13 protein-coding genes are annotated in these 18,488 nt (G+C 74.3%); 9 read left to right on the top strand and 4 right to left on the bottom strand.

What is annotated here, in order from left to right:
* Nucleotides 1-305 precede the first annotated feature (305 nt).
* Together NFU81_RS18515 and NFU81_RS18520 are read left to right on the top strand one after the other, a co-directional pair.
* The gene (locus NFU81_RS18515) at nucleotides 306-3,230 is read left to right on the top strand and encodes an ATP-binding protein (RefSeq protein WP_251491274.1); all 2,925 of its coding nucleotides are present in this window, start codon (nucleotides 306-308) and stop codon (nucleotides 3,228-3,230) included.
* 143 nt (nucleotides 3,231-3,373) lie between these two features.
* Nucleotides 3,374-4,198, top strand: coding sequence for an SAM-dependent methyltransferase (locus NFU81_RS18520; RefSeq protein WP_251491278.1), 825 nt, complete (start codon nucleotides 3,374-3,376; stop codon nucleotides 4,196-4,198).
* 27 nt (nucleotides 4,199-4,225) lie between these two features.
* Here NFU81_RS18520 and NFU81_RS18525 read toward each other — a convergent pair whose 3' ends face one another.
* Both NFU81_RS18525 and NFU81_RS18530 read right to left on the bottom strand, forming a co-directional pair.
* Nucleotides 4,226-5,137, bottom strand: coding sequence for a helix-turn-helix domain-containing protein (locus NFU81_RS18525; RefSeq protein ID WP_251491281.1), 912 nt, complete (start codon nucleotides 5,135-5,137; stop codon nucleotides 4,226-4,228).
* A gap of 95 nt (nucleotides 5,138-5,232) precedes the next feature.
* Entirely contained in the window at nucleotides 5,233-5,493 is a 261-nt protein-coding gene (locus tag NFU81_RS18530; protein WP_251491284.1) for a DUF397 domain-containing protein, read from the bottom strand.
* A 439-nt stretch (nucleotides 5,494-5,932) separates the two neighbouring features.
* Here NFU81_RS18530 and NFU81_RS18535 point away from each other — a divergent pair, with 439 nt between their 5' ends.
* A complete protein-coding gene (locus NFU81_RS18535; protein WP_251491287.1) occupies nucleotides 5,933-8,935 on the top strand; it encodes a glycoside hydrolase family 35 protein in 3,003 nt (1,000 codons plus the stop codon).
* 255 nt (nucleotides 8,936-9,190) lie between these two features.
* Nucleotides 9,191-10,159: a hypothetical protein gene (locus tag NFU81_RS18540; protein ID WP_251491289.1), complete on the top strand. Its 969-nt coding sequence runs from the start codon at nucleotides 9,191-9,193 to the stop codon at nucleotides 10,157-10,159.
* 19 nt (nucleotides 10,160-10,178) lie between these two features.
* On the opposite strand, the gene fahA is transcribed toward NFU81_RS18540, so the two are convergent.
* Nucleotides 10,179-11,414: a fumarylacetoacetase gene (fahA, locus tag NFU81_RS18545; RefSeq protein WP_251491292.1), complete on the bottom strand. Its 1,236-nt coding sequence runs from the start codon at nucleotides 11,412-11,414 to the stop codon at nucleotides 10,179-10,181.
* 170 nt (nucleotides 11,415-11,584) lie between these two features.
* Between fahA and NFU81_RS18550 the strand changes: the two genes are divergently transcribed.
* The 3 genes from NFU81_RS18550 (at nucleotide 11,585) to NFU81_RS18560 (ending at nucleotide 14,044) form a co-directional block, all read left to right on the top strand.
* A complete protein-coding gene (locus NFU81_RS18550; RefSeq protein WP_251491295.1) occupies nucleotides 11,585-13,063 on the top strand; it encodes an SDR family NAD(P)-dependent oxidoreductase in 1,479 nt (492 codons plus the stop codon).
* Between the two features lie 49 nt (nucleotides 13,064-13,112).
* Nucleotides 13,113-13,550, top strand: a complete 438-nt coding sequence (locus NFU81_RS18555) for an SRPBCC family protein (RefSeq protein WP_251491298.1) — start codon at nucleotides 13,113-13,115, stop codon at nucleotides 13,548-13,550.
* Nucleotides 13,551-13,645: 95 nt separating this feature from the next.
* Nucleotides 13,646-14,044 (top strand): VOC family protein, encoded by a 399-nt coding sequence (locus NFU81_RS18560; protein ID WP_251491301.1) that lies wholly within the window; start codon nucleotides 13,646-13,648, stop codon nucleotides 14,042-14,044.
* A gap of 23 nt (nucleotides 14,045-14,067) precedes the next feature.
* On the opposite strand, the gene NFU81_RS18565 is transcribed toward NFU81_RS18560, so the two are convergent.
* Nucleotides 14,068-15,108 (bottom strand): LacI family DNA-binding transcriptional regulator, encoded by a 1,041-nt coding sequence (locus NFU81_RS18565; RefSeq protein ID WP_251491304.1) that lies wholly within the window; start codon nucleotides 15,106-15,108, stop codon nucleotides 14,068-14,070.
* Between the two features lie 500 nt (nucleotides 15,109-15,608).
* On the opposite strand from NFU81_RS18565, the gene NFU81_RS18570 reads away from it, so the two are divergent.
* Nucleotides 15,609-17,402 (top strand): multicopper oxidase family protein, encoded by a 1,794-nt coding sequence (locus NFU81_RS18570; RefSeq protein WP_251491307.1) that lies wholly within the window; start codon nucleotides 15,609-15,611, stop codon nucleotides 17,400-17,402.
* A 47-nt stretch (nucleotides 17,403-17,449) separates the two neighbouring features.
* Entirely contained in the window at nucleotides 17,450-18,472 is a 1,023-nt protein-coding gene (locus NFU81_RS18575) for a zinc-dependent alcohol dehydrogenase family protein (protein ID WP_251491310.1), read from the top strand.
* The last annotated feature ends 16 nt before the right edge of the window (nucleotides 18,473-18,488 follow it).

Here is an 18,488-nt window from a genome sequence, read left to right on the forward strand (position 1 = left end):
GTGCCGTCCAGGAAGCGTAGGCGCAGCTTCCGCCGGGGGACCGTGGCCGACGGGCGCTTCGGGGAGCGCGACCGGCGCACGCGGCTTCGCGTGCGCCCCCAGGGCGCCCCCACCGCGCCCCCAGGGGGCGAGACCTCGGCCTCCGCTGCCCGGGAGAGTAGCGGTCCGCGGCCCTTCGCGGAGCAACTGCGGCCAAGCCGGCGGAAGAAGCCGCTCGGCGGACTTCATATCGTGCACACGTGCGTACGCTGTGCCTACCCGAAGGGACGGGTGAACGGGGACACCGCGCGTTCGAGGGAACTGACATGGCGTACACCGCGGACCAATCGCCGCGTCGCAAGCGGCTGCTGCTGGAGCGTGAGACCGAGACGGCGGCGCTGGAGTCGCTGCTGGCGGATCTGAGTGCGCCGGCGCGCGGGGCGGCCGCGGGCGGCACCGGCGGGCTGCTGGTCTTATCCGGACCCGCGGGGCTCGGCAAGACCACGCTGCTGAGCGAGGTGCGCAGAAGGGCCGTGGCCCGCGGCTGCACGGTACTGTCCGCGCGCGGAGGCGAGCAGGAGCAGGGCGTCGCCTTCCAGGTCGTACGCCACCTGGTGCAGCCGCTGCTGGCGACCGGCACCGAGGAGGAGCACCGAGACGCGCTGGGGACGTGGTACGACATCGTCGCCCCCGCCGTCGGGCTGGTGGCGGGCGCGGCCAGCGGCACCCCCGACCCGCAGGGCGTACGCGACGGCCTGGACTGGATAGTGACGCGCTTCGCCGTGCAACGCGCCCCGCTGGTGGTGATGCTGGACGACGCCCACTGGGCGGACGCCGAGTCGCTGGCCTGGCTGACCGGCTTCGCACCGCGGGTCACCGAGCTGCCCATGCTGCTCGTCGTCGCCTACCGCCCCGACGAACTGCCGCGCGACGCCCTGGCGTTCGGCCGGCTCGCGGAGCGGCACGGCTCGCGCGCCCTGGACCTCGCGCCGCTCACCCCGGGCGCCGTCAGCCGTATCGTGCGGGACACCCTGGGCGAGGACGCCGACGAGGCCTTCTGCCGGGAGACCTGGGCAGTAACCGGCGGCAATCCCTTCGAGGCCGTCGAACTCGCCGCCAGGGTCGCCGACCGGGGCCTGAAACCCCAGGTCGTCCACCTGCCGGAACTGCGCGAACTGGCCTCCGCGGTCAAGGGCGGCGGCGTGGTCGAGCGCCTTGAGCGGCTCGGCACCTCCGCGGTCCGCTTCGCCTGGAGCGTCGCCGTGCTCGGCGCCGACGCGTCCCGCAGCCGCGCGGCGAGCGTCGGCGGGCTGGGTGAGGCCGAGTCCGACGACGCGGTCACCCGGCTGCGCGAGGCCCGCATCCTCGCGGAGCCCGCCCGCGGCGGCCTCGAAGCGGCGGACAGCCGGCTGGAGTTCTTCCACCCGCTGGTCTCCACCGCCGTCTACCGGGCGATACCCGCGGCCTTCCGGGTCGCCATGCACGGGCAGGCCGCCGCGGTCGTCTCGCAGTCCGGCCTCGGCGCCACCGCGGCCGCCAGGCACCTGCTGGAGACCCACCCCGAGAGCGACCCGTGGGTCGTCCAGCAGCTGTCGGAGGCCGCCCGCGAGTACCGGCGCTCCGGCGCCCCCGACGCGGCAAGGCGCTGCCTGGCCCGGGCGCTGCGCGAACCGCCGGCCATGGAGGACCGCGCCCAGGTGCTGTTCGAACTGGGCTGCTCCGCCCTGCTCACCGAACCCGCCATCACCGTCAACCATCTGCGGGCCGCCCTGGACGAACCCGTCCTGACCCCCGACCTGCGCGAGGCGATCGTCTACCGGCTGGCCCAGGCGCTCGGCCACTCCGACCGGATGGCGGAGGCGGCCCAGACCGTGGCGGAGGCCGCCCGCGGGGCCACCGACGTCAAGACCCGGCTGCACCTGCAGGCCGAGCAGTTCATGTGGAACGCCTTCAGGGCCGACGAGCAGGACTCCACCGCCCGCTCCCGCAAACTCGCCCGGCTCGCCGACCACCTGACGGCCCGCGGCACCGCGGAGCGCTACATCCTGGGGCTGCGGGCCTGGGACGCGATGGTACGGGGCGAGCCCGCGGCCACCGCGCTGCACTGGGCGGAGCAGGCACTCGGCGACGGCCTGCCGTGGACCGACGAGCAGTGGGGCTTCGAGGTGCCGGTCCTGGTGGCCCTCACCTTCATGTACTGCGACCAGCCCGGGCGGGCCGAGGAACTCTTCCACCGGGGCATCGTGGAGTGCCAGGAGCAGGGCTGGCGCGGCGCCCACCTGTCCTTCGGCCACACGCTGCTCGGCTACATCCGCTTCCGCCGCGGGCGGCTCAGCTCCGCCGAGACCATGGTCCGCGAGGGCCTGCGGATCGCCGACCGGGTCGGCCACCAGGTGCCGGCGCAGTACTTCGCGCTCGGCATCCTCATCGAGATCCTGCTCGCCCGCGGCCGCACCGAGGAGGCGCGGGAGCTGGCCGCGACCTACCGCTACGGCGACATCACGCCCAGCGCCGTGGTCTACCCCGACGCGCAGACCGTGTACAGCGAGCTGCTGCTGGCCCTCGGCCGGCACCGCGAGGCCGAGCAGCAGCTCGTCCAGGTCGGCGAGCGGCTGGACGCCCGCGGGATGCGCAACCCCGCCTGGTGCCCCTGGCCGCTGCGGCTGGCGGCCGCCAAGGAGGTCACCGACCCCGAGCGGGCCGCCGAGGTCGCCGAGGAAGGCGTCCGCAGGGCGCGCAGGTTCGGCACGCAGACCGCCGTCGGGCAGGCGCTGCACGCCCTGGCCGCGGTCACCCCGCTGGCCTCGCGGGCCGCGGTGCTCGCCGAGGCCGTCGCGCACCTCGAACGCTCCCCGTCCGGCTACGACCTGGCGCGGGCGCTGGTCGACCACGGCATCGCCCTGCGCCGCACCGGACTTCCGCAGCATGCGGCCGAGCAGCTGCACCGGGGACTCGAAGGCGCCGTGCAGTGCGGCGCCGACGCGCTCGCCGCCCGCGCCCGCGAGGAGCTGGACGCCACCGGCCTGTGGCCGCTGCGGCCCCGTACCGCGGACGCGGACTCGCTCACCGTGCAGGAGCGCACGGTGGCCGAACGGGCCGCGGCCGGCTGGTCCAACGCCCGCATCGCCGCGGCGCTCGCCACCTCGGAGACGGTGGTGCGCCGGCTGCTGTCCGACATCTACCTCAAGGCCGGCTGCGACCACGCGGGCCTGCCCCGCCTGATCGCCGGAACCTCGGGCGAGGCGCCGTAGCGGCCGGCGGGCGATGCGCCCGCACGGCGGTGGTGTTCAGCGACCGCCGCCCGTGCATAAGGTGATCCCGGCGGTGCGGATCCGGCGCGGCGCCGCTCCCGGCGGCCGCCGCTGCCCGGAGGCGCGACGGAGGGGGCAGGGGCATGGGCGACGAATTACGGCAGGCAGCGGAGGACCGGCTGCGGCAGGATCTGCCGCACAGCGCGCGGATGTACGACTACTACCTCGGCGGCAACACCAACTACGCCGTCGACCGGGACGCCGCCGAGCAGGTCATCGCGACCTTCCCCGCGGTGCGGACCGCCGCCCGCGTCAACCGCGCCTTCGTGCACCGCTCGGCGCGCAGGCTGGCCCGCGACCACGGCATCCGGCAGTTCCTCGACATCGGTACGGGCATTCCCACCGCGCCCAACCTGCACGAGGTGGTCCAGCGCGAGGCACCCGCCGCCCGGGTCACCTACGTGGACAACGACCCGATCGTGCTGGTCTACGCCGACAGCCTGCTGCGCAGCTCCGCCGAGGGCGCCACCGGCTACGTCGAGGCCGACGTGACCGACCCCGAGAGCCTGCTGGAGGTCGTCCGCAAGGACGGCTGCGTGGACCTGGCGCAGCCGGTGGGGCTGAGCCTGAACGCGCTGCTGCACTTCGTCCCCGACGACCGGGACGCCCGCGGTGTGGTCGCCACCCTCGTCGCGGCGCTCGCGCCCGGCTCGTACCTGACGATCTCGCACTGCACGCCGGACTTCGCGCCCGAGGTGTGGGCCGCGATCGTGGACGTCTACACCAAGGGCGGCACACCGCTCCAGGTCCGCAGCCGCGCCGAGGTGGGGGAGTTCTTCACCGGCCTGGAACTGCTCGACCCGGGCGTGGAGGTGGCGCACCGCTGGAATCCCGAGCCGGCCAGCGGGCCCAGCCTGATCTCGGACGCGGACGCGTCGCTGTACGTGGGCGTGGCCCGCAAGCCGTAGCCGGCGGGCGCGGCGACCGGCGGCGGCTCAGCGGTACTTCTGGCAGTAGTCCTTGAGCTTCTGCACGCATGCCGCCGACCCCAGGGAGCCGACCATCAGGCGGTCGAAGCCGCGCTCGTAGCTGTCGACCTCCTGACGGTCCTGCAGGTACAGCCCGCCGTTGCAGCGCTCGATGTAGACGATCGCGGGCAGCTGGTCGGCGGCGAAGTCGAAGACCGTGGTCGTGCCGATCTGCACCGGGAGGTTCAGCCGGGCGGAGGGGGCAAGCCGGAAGCTGATCCGCTCGTGCCCGGCGAGTTCTATCAGGTGCTCGATCTGCCGGCGCATGATCGGGTTGGTGCCGTAGCCGCGGGAGAGGGTGACCTCGTCCAGCACGCAGATCAACTGCGTGCCGGAGTCCCGCAGGAAGCGCTGCGCCCGCATGGTGCGCAGCTCGATGATCCGCTCGGCCGTCCGCACGTTCGGCTCCAGCGAGTTCGCCTTGACCAGCGCCCGGGTGTAGTCCGGGATCTGCAGCAGGCCCAGCAACTGGCCGCTCTCGTAGGAGCGGATGCGCGCGGCGATGTCCTCCAGGCTGACGTAGGTCTGCAGTTCCTTGGGCGCGACGTCCCGCCAGGCCTCCCACCAGCCCTTCTCGTTGGCCTGCTGGGACAGTCCGAGCAGCCGCTCGCGCTCGTCGGCGTCCACGACCCCGTAGACGTCCAGCAGGCCCAGCACGTCCTTCTCCTTGAAGTCGTGCTCGCCGCTCTCCAGCCGGCTGATCTTGGAGGCGGAGCAGCCGCCGACGGCGCGCGCGACCTCCTTCTCCGTCAGGCCGAGCGCGTCGCGGTGTTTTCGCAGCGTCTCACCGAAGATCATGCGCTGCGCGGTCGGCGCCCGGCCGGACAGCGGGCGGACATGGCGAACTCCGCGCGGGGCGCGGGACGGCTGGGCAGACACGGGCGGGCTCTCCCTCGCACTGAGCGGGCGTCATCGTGGCCCCCTCATCCTGCCTCAGTCATATGAGATCGGAAGTTGCCAGTCCGGGCGGCCGGTTACCGCCCCTCAGTGAACTCCCCGGCGGCCACGGAGGCAACGAAAGCGCGTGCCGCGGCGCGTTCGAAGGCCAGAACCGCACCTTCAGGGTCCTTCGAGTCGCGGAAAGCGACCGTTTCGCGACCGATTCTGCCCACTTCCACGCAGGCGCTCTGGTGGTTGCTGTAGGTGCTTTTCTGCCACGCCACGGCTAAGCCGCCCGTGCCGTCGGCTCCCATCAGGTGTTTCCCGTGATCTGTGTGTCGGCTGTGACCGGCCATGAGTCCTCTTTCCCTGCCGAGAGCGATGATCAGGTCCGCGGTCTGCAAATGCAGGCACCGCGGCCCCTTGGAAAGGATGACCCCCTGTCGCGGCCTTCATGCGCGGAGGCGGCATGCAAGGGGGTTGCGCCTGAGGCACGTGGAGCCGCCGGAGCGCTCTGGGGCGCGAGGTGCGTACGGACGGCGCGCTCGTCTGAACCGTTCAAGCGCCCCAGCTGGTGCTGGTGGTACTTGATGGAACCTGTCGGAAGCTGGGGGAATTTCGCCGCCTGGCATGCCGTCAACCAGCTGTGCGGCTTCTCGCCTGAGCGTTTGTGTGCGAACTCTTGCGTTCCGACCCTCCCGGGGCTAGGTTTCCGGCTCGTTAAGACGATTCAAGCTCCCGGCGCCGGCATTGGCGACCGCGCTTCCCACCGCAATGCTGTCGAAGGGGACCTCCGTGGACCTATCCCGCCGCGCCTTCTCCGTACTGACCGGCTCGGCCGCCGCCGCGCTGGCCCTGCCGGCCGCGGCCCACGCCGCCGCGCCCGGGGCCGCGGTCCCCGCCGGCACCGCACCGGCCCCCCTCGCGGGCGGCCACGGGGACGGCGCCGCGCACACCGTCGCCTTCGACCGCTACTCGCTGCTCATCGACGGGCAGCGGGTGCCGATCTGGTCGGGCGAGTTCCACCCCTTCCGGCTCCCCAGCCCCTCGCTGTGGCTTGACGTCCTGCACAAGATGAAGGCCAACGGCTACAACGCCGTCAGCATCTACGTCTCGTGGAACTTCCACTCCCCGGCCCCCGGCAGCTACGACTTCACCGGCGTCCGCGACCTGGACCGCTTCCTCGACCTCGCGGCCGAGGCCGGGCTCTACGTCATCGCGCGACCGGGCCCCTACATCAACGCCGAGGTGGACGGCGGAGGCTACCCCGGCTGGCTGGCCATCACCCCCGGCCGGGCACGCACCAGCGACCCGACCTACCTCGCGCACGCCGACGAGTACCTCACCGCGGTCAACGCGATCATCGGGCGGCACCTGTACACCAAGGGCGAGGGCACCGTGGTGCTCTACCAGCTGGAGAACGAGTACGCCTCGTTCGTCACCAGCTCCACCGGCATGGACTACATGGCCCACCTCTACGCGAAGGTGCGCGCCGACGGCATCGACGTACCCCTCTTCCACAACGACAAGGGCCGCAACGGCTACTGGGCACCCGGCGGCTTCGACACCGGCGGCGAGCAGGGCCGCTACCTCTACGCCTTCGACGGCTACCCCTCGCCCTCCAGCACCCCGCCCGACTGGGGCTACTTCGGCACCGGCGGCGCCAAGGGCGGCTCCACCGCCAGCCCCGACACCCCCGGTTTCACCGCCGAGTTCGGCGGCGGCTGGTTCGACCCGTGGGGCGGCGCCGAGTTCGGCGGGCTGGGCTACGGCGAGTCCCGCAGGACCCGCGACGCGGCCTTCGAACGGCGCTTCTACCTCACCAACCTGGCCAACGGCATCAAGGTCCACAACGTCTACATGACCTTCGGCGGCACCTCGTGGGGCTGGCTGCCCGCGCCCGTCGTCTACACCTCCTACGACTACGGCGCCGCCATCGACGAGGGCCGCAACCAGACCTCCAAGCTGCTGCCGATGCGGCAGATCGGCGCGATGCTCGCCACCTTCCCCGACCTGGCCGAGCTGGACCGGGCCGAGGACACCGCGGCCGTCGGCGGCACCGTCCGCGTCTACCACCTGGCCAACCCCGAGCGCGGCTCGCACCTGTACTTCCTGCGCAACGACAGCACGCAGGAAGCCGTCTGCACCCTGCCGGTGAGTACCGCGACCGGCACGGTCACCGTGCCAGCGGCCCCCGGCGGCATGCGGGTGGCGGGCAAGGACATGAAGGTGGTCGCCACCAACCTGTCGCTGGGCCGGCGGGCACTGCTCTACACCACCGCCCAGCCGATGTGGCGGGCCTCCGGCGACGCCCAGGACATCACCCTGCTCACCGGCAGGCCGGGCGACCCGGTCGAGACGGTCCTGGTCTGCCGCAGCCGCCCCACCGTCACGGTGACCGAGGGCAGCGCCGAGACCGCCTACGACGCCGCGGCCGGCACCCTGCGCGTCAACGCGGTCCTCAGCGGCCTCACCCGCGTCCGCGTCGAGGGCGGCAGCAGCGACACCCCGCTGCTGCTGCTCCTGGCCGACGACACCGCGGCCGCCACCCTGTGGCCCCGCGAGACCCCGGACGGCCCGGTGCTCGTCCGCGGTCCCGCGCTGCTGCGCACCGCCGAGGTCCACGGCGTCAACCTGCAGCTCACCGGCGACACCGACGCGCCCGCGCCGCTGGAGGTGTGGGCGCCGGACCGGGTCAAGCACCTCGACTGGAACGGGCAGCGCGTCCAGGCCGGCGCCACCCGCGACGGCAGCCTCGCCGCCGACCGCGAGCTGCCCGGCCCCGGCGCCGTCCGGCTGCCCGCGCTCACCGGCTGGCGGTACGCCGCCGAGAGCCCCGAGGCCGAGCCCGGCTTCGACGACGGCGGGTGGCGGGTGTGCGACCTCACCGCGTCCAACAGCTCCACCGCGCTGCCCGCCGGGCAGCCCGCGGTCCTGTTCGCCGACGACTACGGCTTCCACTACGGCGACGTCTGGTACCGCACCACGATCGACGGCGCCGCCGACCCGCAGAACCTCCGGCTGACCTACCAGGGCGGCACCCTCGGCCTGCTCATGGCCTGGTGGGACGGCCGGCCGCTCGGCACCCACCGGCTGCCGACGCCCACCAAGGCGCAGGACACGGTGGCCAGTTGGACCGGCACCGCGCAGTTCACCGTGCCCGACGACCTGCGCGGCGACGGGCCGCACACCCTGGCGGTGCTGGTCAGGCCGATGGCCCACGCCGAGGACGGCGGCGCCAACGACGCCTTCAAGGCCGCCCGCGGCCTGCTCGCCGCCACCCTCGACGGCACCGTACCGACCTGGCGCGTCCAGGGCGCGGCCGGCACCGACCCGGTGCGCGGCCCGCTCAACACCGGCGGCCTGTACGGCGAGCGCGCCGGCTGGCACCTGCCGGGCCTGCCCGACCGGCACTGGGCGCCGGTCACCCTGCCGTACACCGACTCCCGGCAGGGCGTCGCCTGGTACCGCACCGACTTCACGCTGAGCGTGGACCGCGGCACCGACGCCTCGATCGGCCTGACCCTCACCGACGACCCGTCCCGGGCCTACCGGGTGCAGATCTTCCTCAACGGCTGGAACCTCGGCCAGTACGCCAACGACGTCGGCCCGCAGCACACCTTCGTGCTGCCCAACGGCATTCTGCGCACCGACGGTTCCAACACCCTGGCGCTGGCCGTCCTCAGTGACGGGACCACCCCGGCAGGCCTCCCGGCACCCGCCCTGACCCTGCTGGGCGCGGTCGCGGGCGGCGTCCCCGTCGAGGACGTCCGCTCACCCGGCTACCGCGCGAGCTAGCAGCGCGGTGTGGCGGCCCGGCACCCGGTGGGGGGTGCCGGGCCGCCGGCGGGTCGGGCCGCGGACGCCCGTGGCGCGGCCCGCCGCAACCGGAGGGCGGCCGTCCGTGCCGTGTTGCGGGCGGCTGCGAGCCTTGGTGGAATCGTGACGTAGTCCTATGGCGACAGTCCGTGTTCGCCGGTGTTGCGGAGCGGGGTCCCCTCTCGCGTGATCCGCCCGGTACGGGGGTGCGCGGGCGCCTACGGAAGGAAGACCATGGCGGGTGACATCGTCAACCCCGACTTCGCCGAGCCCGGTATCGGGTCCGCGCCGAAGCGGAAGCTGTTCACCACCAAGAACGGCGACGGCATCCCCGGCTGGGAGGTCACCCAGGACGCCGTCCAGCTCGTCGCGCTCCCGCCCGAGGCCCGCCCCGCCGGGTCCGGCGGCGGGCAGGCCCTCCGGCTCAAGGGCGAGGAGCCCGAGCAGGTCGGCGCCGTCGACCAGACCGTGCCGACCACCCCCGGCCGCAAGACCACCATCAGCTGGATGGAGTCGCCCGACGTCTCCGCGCTGGCCGAGCCCATCGCCGCCGAGCAGGAGTACACGGTGCTGGTCCGCCCGGTCGAGACGGCCGAGGGCGGCCCGGGCCGGAAGAAGGAGGTCTTCGCGCCGGCCGGGACCGGGGGACCCGACTGGCACCGCCGCTCGGTCGAGTTCACCCCGACCGGCTCGAACGTGACCGTCGAGTTCAGCGCCGGCCTCCCGGGCGTCCTGGCCCCGCTGATCACCGGCTTCGCCCTGACCGCGGGCGCCGCCCCGCCGCCGCGGCCGGCCACCGTCCACGGCAAGGCGACCGGCGCCCCGGCCCGGGCCGAGCCGGGCGGGACGGTCCAGCTGGCGTTCACCGTCGGCAACCGCGCACCGGAACCCGTACCGGGGGAGAAGGTCACCGTCACCATGCGGTCGCAGCAGCCGCTCGCCCTGGCCGCGGGCAGCCCCGGCACTGTCACCTTCGCTGGCCGGCAGCTCGCCGCCGGCGGGCCGCCGGAGCAGGGCGCTTTCCTGGTCACCGTCCCGCCCGGTACCGCACCCGGGACGTACCAGGCCGTCGCCGACCTCTCCTGCGACGGTGTGCCGGCCGCCGACGGCACGCTGACCTGGCAGGTCGAGGTGCCCGAGACGGCGGCGCCGCCCGCGGACGGCCACAGCCCCGGGACCCCGCTGGCCGGCCGGGCTCCCTGAACCGTCCGCCGCCCCGCCGTCAGGCCCTGGCCGGCTCGATCCGGCCCGCCACCTCGCCGAGGCCGACGCGTACACCGCCGGGGCCGGGGGCGGTCGCCGTGATGACCACCTCGTCGCCGTCCTCCAGGAAGGCCCGCGTGCTGCCGTCGGGCAGCCCGACCGGCCGCTCGCCGCCGTGGGTCAGCTCGATCAGCGCGCCCACGCTGTCCGGCTCGGGGCCGCTGACCGTGCCCGACGCGAAGAGGTCGCCGGGGCGCAGGCTGGCCCCGTTCACCGTCAGGTGCGCCAGCATCTGCGCGTACGTCCAGTACATCGCCGCGAAGGGCGGCCGGGAGACCGTGTGCCCGTTGAGCCGCAGCTCCATGGCGATGTCCAGGCCGCAGGGCGGCTCGGCGGCGCTGTCGTCGAGATACGGCAGCAGCGGGGTGTCCCGCTCCGGCGGCGCGGTACGCGCGTGGGCCAGCGCGTCCAGCGGGACCACCCACGGCGACACCGAGGTCGCGAAGGACTTGCCGAGGAAAGGCCCCAGCGGCACGTACTCCCAGGCCTGCACGTCGCGCGCCGACCAGTCGTTGAGCAGGCACACCCCGAAGACGTGGTCGTCCGCGCCGGCCATCGCGACCCGCGAGCCGCGCGCGGAGGCGCCGCCCACCACGAAGCCCAGCTCCGCCTCGACGTCCAGCCGCAGCGAGGGGCCGTACGACGGCGCCGCCTCGCCCGCCGCCCTGCGCTGCCCGCACGGCCGCACCACGGGGGAGCCCGACACCACCACGGTGCCCGCCCTGCCGTGGTAGCCGATCGGCAGGTGCTTCCAGTTCGGGGTCAGCGGGTCCGCCCCGGCCCGGAAGATCCGGCCGACGTTCAGCGCATGGTGCTCCGAGGCGTAGAAGTCGACGTAGTCGGCCACCTCGAACGGCAGGTCGAGGACCGCCCCCGCCAGCGGGACCAGCAGCGGCTCCACCGCGGACCGGTGCCGCTCGGCGGTCAGCCACTCGGTGAGCGCCGCCCGCACCCGGGTCCACGCCGGGCGCCCCGCCGCGAGCAGCGGGTTCAGCAGGGGTGCGGACAGCAGTTCCACGACCTGCCCGGGCGCCTCGACCGCCCGGGCCGCGGCCCCCGCGTCCAGCACCCGGTTGCCGAAGCGAACCCCGATCCGCGGCCGCGGGTCCGCGGCGGTGCGGAAGACCCCGTAGGGCAGGTTGTGCACCCCGAAGGGATCGTCGGACGGCACGGCGAAGGGGCTGTCGGTGCTCAACGGACCTCCAGGGCGGGGCGGTGCGGCCGCCCCGAGACTACCGGCCGGGCGCCCGCCGCCGGTTTGGAGCTGCCCGCAGGTCAAACGTAAAGTTCGGCCCAAGACCCGGGGGCGTACCCGGGCTGCCCCGGGACCCCAGCGGACCGGGCGGACAGGAGAGCGGCAGCGGGATGACGGCGACGACCCAGGACTTCCACGACCTCGGACCGGAGGAGGACGCGCCCGGTATCGACCCGGCACGCCTCGACGTCTGCCTGGCCGTGCTCGCCGAACTCGACGCACTGCCCGTCGACCATCCCGACGCCATCGCCGTCCGCCGCGCCACCGCCGGCATCTACCGCATGGTCAAGCAGCGCCGCCGCCAGGAGCGCAGGGCCGCCAAGACCGCCAACGACAAGTCCGTGACCGAGGCCACCGCCACCGGCGCCGCCGACCGCATCGACGACGAGACGCTCGGCATCCAGCTGTCCACCTCGGTCACCACCGAGATCGCCGGCATCCTGGAGCGCCCCCGCTCCTGCTACGTCTGCAAGACCCGCTACGTCGAGGTCGACGCGTTCTACCACCAGCTGTGCCAGGACTGCGCCCGGGAGAACCGCGCCCGCCGCGACGCCCGTACCGACCTGACCGGGCGGCGTGCCCTGCTCACCGGCGGACGCGCCAAGATCGGCATGTACATCGCGCTGCGGCTGCTGCGGGACGGCGCGCGCACCACGATCACCACCCGCTTCCCCAACGACGCCGTCCGCCGCTTCAAGGCGATGCCCGACAGCGACGAGTGGATACACCGGCTCAAGATCGTCGGCATCGACCTGCGCGACCCGGCCCAGGTGGTGGCCCTGGCCGACTCCGTCGCCGCGGACGGCCCGCTGGACATCCTGATCAACAACGCCGCCCAGACCGTACGCCGCACCCCGGGCGCCTACCGCGAGCTGGTCGCCGCCGAGGGTGCGCCGCTGCCGGCAGGGGAACTGCCCGCCACCGAGGTCTTCGGCGCCTACGGCAGCGGCGCGCAGACCGCCGCCGCGCTGCCCGCGCCCCGCGGCGAGTCGCTCACCGCCCAGGACGTCACCGACCTCGCGCTGGTCAGCGGTTCCGCGTCGCTCGCCAGGATCGAGGCGGGCACCGCCATCGACGCGGGCGGGCTGGTGCCCGACCTGGACGCGTCCAACACCTGGGTCCAGACCGTCGGCGAGGTCGACCCCGTCGAGCTGCTCGAAGTCCAGCTGTGCAACGTGACGGCGCCCTTCGTGCTGGTCAGCCGGCTGCGGCCGGCGATGGCCGCGGCGGCGGCCCGGCGCAAGTACGTGGTGAACGTCTCGGCCATGGAGGGCCAGTTCTCCCGCGGCTACAAGGGCGCGGGGCACCCGCACACCAACATGGCCAAGGCCGCGCTGAACATGCTCACCCGCACCAGCGCGCAGGAGATGCTGGACACCGACGGCATCCTGATGACCGCGGTCGACACCGGCTGGATCACCGACGAGCGCCCGCACCCCGACAAGATCCGGCTCGCCGCCGAGGGCTTCCACGCGCCCCTCGACCTCGTCGACGGCGCCGCACGGGTCTACGACCCGATCGTCCGCGGCGAGCAGGGCGAGGACCTCTACGGCTGCTTCCTCAAGGACTACGCCCCCGCCGCGTGGTGACCGGGCCGGTCGCCCGGGCAGGGCCGCCCGGCGCCGGTAGGCTCCAAGGGTGCCCAGCTTCACGGTCGAACGGCGTACGGAGCTGCCGCCGGCCGAGGCATGGCGGCGGCTGACCACCTGGCAGGACCACAGCGCCACGGTGCCGCTCACCCGGATCACCGTGCGCACCCCGCCCCCGACGCGCGTCGGCACGGTCTTCGTCGCCATGACGGGGCTGGGCCGCGCCTCCTTCGCCGACCCCATGCGGGTCGCCGTGTGGGAGCCGCCCGCCGCGGACGGCCGCCCCGGGCGGTGCCGGCTGGAGAAGACCGGCCGGATCGTCACCGGCTGGGCCGAGATCCAGGTCGGTGCCGACGGCGCGGGCTCGGCCGTGCGCTGGGAGGAGGACCTGCGCGTGCGGTGGCTGCCGCGGGCCTTCGACGGGCTGACCCGGCGCACGGGGCGGCGGGTCTTCGGGCGGGTCGTGGACACCCTGCTGGCCGGCTGACACCCCGCAGGCCCGCGCCGCGCCGATGAGTTCCGCGCGGCCCGCCGGTCTACCCACGCGAGGCACCCACCACGAACCGACCCGAGGCGGAAAACATGCCGAGCAAGATGTTCGTCAACCTCCCCGTGAAGGACCTGCAGGCGTCGACGGCCTTCTTCGAAGCAGCCGGCTTCGCCTTCGACCCGCAGTACACCGACGACAAGGCCGCCTGCATGGTCGTCGGCGACAGCAACTTCGTCATGCTGCTGACCGAGGCCTACTTCACCTCCTTCAGCGGCCGGCCCGTCACCGACACCGCCGCGTCCGCCGAGGCCATCGTCGCCGTGTCGCAGGACACCGCGGAGGCCGTCGACCGGATCGGCGACGCGGCCCTCGCCGCGGGCGGCCGGGCCGCCAAGGCCACGCAGGACGCGAGCCCGATGCACACCCGCGCCTTCCACGACCTCGACGGCCACCTCTGGGAGATCTTCCACATCCCGCCGGCCGCGGCCTGACCCGCACACCCGCCGTCCGCCGCTCAGCTCGCGGGCGGTGGGGCGGAGCTGTCCCGGACGACGAGTTCGCTCGCCACCTCGACCCGCAGGGACGGCGGCCGGGAGCCGCCGAGCAGCTGGAGGACCATCCCGGCGGCGACCGCCGCCATCTCCGCCAGCGGCGTCCGCACCGTGGTGAGCCGCGGAGTGACCCACTCGGCGAAGGGCAGGTCGTCGAACCCGACCACGCTCAGGTCCGCCGGGATCCGCAGCCCCAGCGTCGCGGCGGCGCGGTACGTGCTGAGCGCCTGCTGGTCGCTGCCCGCGAAGACCGCCGTCGGCCGGTCGGGCAGCCGCAGCAGGTCGAGCGCGTGCCGGTGGGCGGGCTCGTTGGTGAAGTCGCCGTAGCGGACGAGCGCCGGGTCGTACGGCAGCCCCGCCTCCTCCAGCGCCGACCGGTAGCCGTCCACCCGGGCGCGGGAGGCCAGCCGGTGCGGCGGGCCGCCGATCACGGCGATCCTGCGGTGCCCGAGCCGGACGAGGTGCCGGGTGGCCGCCAGGCCGCCCGGCCAGTTCGTGGCCCCCACCCACGGCACGCCCTCCGGCGGCTCGTCGGCCGGGGAGATCAGCGCGAAGGGGATGCCCAGGCCGCGCAGCTCCCGGTGCTCGTCCTGGTCCAGCTCCGGGACCACCAGGATCGCGCCGAGCGTACGGCGGGCGGCGAGCGAGTCCAGCCAGCGCCTGCCCTGCCTGCCCTGGCGGCTGTGCGCCGCCGACACGACCAGGCCCATGCCGACCGCGTCCAGCGCTTCCTCCGCGCCGCGGATCAGCTCGACGGCCCATGCGCCGTCCAGCTCGTTCACCACGAAGTCGATCAGGCCGCCGGCGGCCAGGGCGGTGGCGGCGGGGCCGCTCCTGCCCGGGTACCCGTGCTGGGCCAGCAGCCGCTGGACCTTCGCCCGGGTGCGGGCGGCCACGTCGGAGCGGTTGTGGAGCACCTTGGAGACGGTCGAGACGGAGACGCCCGCCTCCGCGGCGATCACGGCCAACGTCCTGCCGCCCGGCCCTTCTTCCGTGCCGCTCACGGCACCCCCCTTCCCCGGGAATGTATCCCAGGAAAGGCCCCGCCTCTCGCGGCGGGCGGCCCGCTCTTTCCCGGCGCCCCGCCCGCCCCTCGCGGCGGGCGGTCCGTTCTCCGCCGGTGGGTGGCTGGCCGCACAGTTCTCCCCCAGAGCTTCGCCTGGGGGTACCCCCACGCGCCCCTGAAGAACGCTCACCCTCACGGCAGAGGGCAAGCCCCCGCCAGGGGCAAACCCTGTGCGTCGGAGGACGCAGGCCAAAGGGGGCGCGGGGAACTGCGCGACCACGATGCAGCCGCAGGCAAGCAATGCACCGCAGGGGCAATCACCCGGGGGCGCGGGGAACGGCGCGCGCAACCCGCCACCGGGGGGAAGGAAGGCCGCGCCACAGCAAGTGGCACCCCCCGGCTGGGAGGGCGACAGGGGCGCGACACGGGGGGGAAATGGTTGACGATGAGTCATATGGATGCTTATCGTCGAGCGCGCCCACCTCCAGAGGAGCCCCCATGCCTCAAGGACCGACCCGTCGGTCGCTGCTCACCGCCGGAGGCCTCGGCGTCCTCGGCGGATTGGGCGCCGCGAACGCCCCCTCCCCGGCGAGCGCGGCCGGCACGGCAAGCGCGGCAAGCGCGACCGCCGAACCCGCGGAAGCGAGCGCAGCGACCGCGCTCACGTTCGCCTCACCGCAGCTGACGCCGTATGTCGACGAACTGCCCGTCGCCCCCGTGCTGGCGGGCGACCGCACGATCCTGATGGCCACGTCGACCCACCGCTTCCACCGGGACCTGGGGGTCGCGAAGACCTGGTCGTACGGCGGGGAGCCGTATCTCGGGCCGACCATCGAGGCGCAGAGCGGCGAACCGCTGGCGCTGACCTTCGGCAACGCCCTGGTCGGCGGGCACCTCTTCGCCGCCGACGTCGACCCGACGCTGGAGGGCGCCTCCGAGCTGGACCGGACGCAGCCGCGGACGTCGGTCCACGTGCACGGCGCGGTCACCCCGCCGGAGGCGGACGGGCACCCGGAGAACGGCTACCGGCCCGGCGGCAGCATGACGCACCGCCATCCGAACGGGCAGGACGCGGCCCACCTCTGGTACCACGACCACGCGATGGGCATCACCCGGCTCAACGCGGTGGCCGGCCTGGCCGGCACGTACCTGCTGCGGGACGCGTACGACACCGGCGCCGCGGGCAACCCGCTCGGCCTGCCCAGCGGCGAGTTCGAGGTGCCGCTGACACTGGCGGACCGCCGCTTCCAGGCCGACGGCTCGCTGAACTTCCGCACCAGCCGCAACGTGCCGCAGGGCCGCTGGGAAGGCAGCATGTTCGGCGACCTGATGACGGTCAACGGCGTGGTGTCGCCGTATCTGAAGGTTGCCGCCGGCTACTACCGCTTCCGGGTGCTCAACGCCTCCAACGCCCGCGCCTACCGGCTGTTCTTCAGCAACCGGATGCTGTTCTGGGTGGTCGGCACCGACGGGGGCCTGCTGGACGCACCCGCCCGCACCTCCGCCGTACGCATCGCGCCGGGCGAGCGCCTCGACCTGGTCGTGGACTTCGGCTCGCTGGCCGCGGGCGACCACGTGGACCTGACCAACGACCAGCAGGAGCCGGCCGAGGTGGTGGCCGCCACCGCGGTCGCACCCACCAAGGACATCATCCGCTTCGTGGGCACCGGCGTACGCGGCTTCACCAGCGCGCCGCCCGACACCCTGCGCGGCGGTACGGGCCGGCCCGCGCTTCTGCCCGCGCTGCCCGCCGCCGGCAGCGTTGCGCGCCGGATCGTCACCCTCACCCCCGCGACGGCCCCCGGCTGGCCGCCCGCCGGGATGATGATGAACAACCTGCGGTACCGCGACGGGCCGATCCTCTCCCCGCGGCAGGGCACCGCCGAGGTGTGGGAGTTCGTCAACGCCTCCTCGCAAGCGCACCCCATGCACCTGCACCTGGTGCACATGCGGATCGTGGAGCGGCAGCGCTTCGACGTGGCCGCCTACCGCCAGGCCAACCCGCGCCCCGCCCCCGGCACCATGTGGTCGCCTGCGCCCGACGCGTATCTGCGGGGCGTCCCGCTGCCGCCGCAGGCCTGGGAGACGGGCGCCAAGGACACGGTCGGCTGCCCGCCCGGCATGGTGACCCGGGTGCTGGTCCGCTTCCCCGAGGCCGCGGAGCTGGGCTTCGACCCCGACGCGTCCTTCGCCGCCGTGAACGGCGCGCTGCTGCGCGGCTACGTCTGGCACTGCCACATCCTCGACCACGAGGACGACTGCATGATGGCCCGCTACCGCATGACCACCTGAGCGCGCCGGCGATTGCCGGGGCCGTACCCCGGCCCCATGCTGGATGTATGGCGCTCGACGGTACGGTGCGGACGCGGGGCTGGGCGGTCGGTACGCCCGGGCCGGCCGCGGACGGCCCGCTGGTGCCGGTCGACCGGGCCGTCGGCGGCCCCGGTCCCCGCGAGCTGCTGGTCGAGGTCGAGGCGTGCGGAGTGTGCCGTACCGACCTGCACCTGGCCGAGGGCGACCTCGCCCCGCACCGCGCGGAGACCGTCCCCGGGCACGAGATCGTCGGCCGGGTGCTCGCCGTGGGCGAGGGCGTGGCCGGCTTCACGGCGGGCGACCGGGTGGGCGGCGCCTGGCTGCGCGGCACCTGCGGGGTGTGCCGCTACTGCCGGCTCGGCCGGGAGAACCTCTGCCCGTACTCCGTCTACACCGGCTGGGACGCCGACGGCGGCTTCGCGGAGCGCACCCGGCTGCCCGCCGACTACGTCTACCCGCTGCCCGCCGAGGCCGACCCGGCCCAGCTGGCGCCGCTGCTCTGCGCGGGCATCATCGGCTACCGCGCCCTGCGCCGCAGCGACCTCCCGCCGGGCGGCCGGCTCGGCCTGTACGGCTTCGGCGGCTCGGCCCACCTGGCCGCCCAGGTGGCCCTGGCCGAGGGCGCCACCGTGCACGTACTGACCCGCTCGCCCGCCGCCCGCGACCTGGCCCTGTCGCTGGGCGCGGCCTCGGCCAGGGACGCCTACGACGACCCGCCGGAGGCCCTCGACGCGGCCGTGCTCTTCGCCCCGGTCGGCGACCTGGTACCGGTCGCCCTCGCGGCCCTGGACCGCGGCGGGACCCTGGCGGTGGCCGGCATCCACCTGACCGACATCCCGGCCCTGAACTACCAGCGGCACCTCTTCCAGGAGCGCAACCTGCGCAGCGTCACGTCCAACACCCGCCAGGACGGCGCCGACTTCCTCGCCACCGCCGCCCGCATCGGGCTGCACGCGACCGTCACCCGCTACCCCCTCGACGACGCCCCCCGCGCCCTGGCCGACCTCGCCGCGGACCGCGTGAACGGCGCCGCGGTGCTGATGCCCTGACCCGCGCAGGGGGCCG

The organism is Actinacidiphila cocklensis (assembly GCF_907177275.1).
GTDB classification, from domain to species: Bacteria; Actinomycetota; Actinomycetes; order Streptomycetales; family Streptomycetaceae; genus Actinacidiphila; species Actinacidiphila cocklensis.

Excerpts from the sequence above, each read along its gene's own strand:
- NFU81_RS18570 (WP_251491307.1), top strand. The coding sequence starts at position 15,609 with ATGCCTCAAGGACCGACCCGTCGGTCGCTGCTCACCGCCGGAGGCCTC.
- NFU81_RS18520 (WP_251491278.1), top strand. The coding sequence starts at position 3,374 with ATGGGCGACGAATTACGGCAGGCAGCGGAGGACCGGCTGCGGCAGGAT.
- NFU81_RS18550 (WP_251491295.1), top strand. The coding sequence starts at position 11,585 with ATGACGGCGACGACCCAGGACTTCCACGACCTCGGACCGGAGGAGGAC.
- NFU81_RS18530 (WP_251491284.1), bottom strand. The coding sequence starts at position 5,493 with ATGGCCGGTCACAGCCGACACACAGATCACGGGAAACACCTGATGGGA.
- NFU81_RS18515 (WP_251491274.1), top strand. The coding sequence starts at position 306 with ATGGCGTACACCGCGGACCAATCGCCGCGTCGCAAGCGGCTGCTGCTG.
- NFU81_RS18560 (WP_251491301.1), top strand. The coding sequence starts at position 13,646 with ATGCCGAGCAAGATGTTCGTCAACCTCCCCGTGAAGGACCTGCAGGCG.
- NFU81_RS18575 (WP_251491310.1), top strand. The coding sequence starts at position 17,450 with ATGGCGCTCGACGGTACGGTGCGGACGCGGGGCTGGGCGGTCGGTACG.
- NFU81_RS18540 (WP_251491289.1), top strand. The coding sequence starts at position 9,191 with ATGGCGGGTGACATCGTCAACCCCGACTTCGCCGAGCCCGGTATCGGG.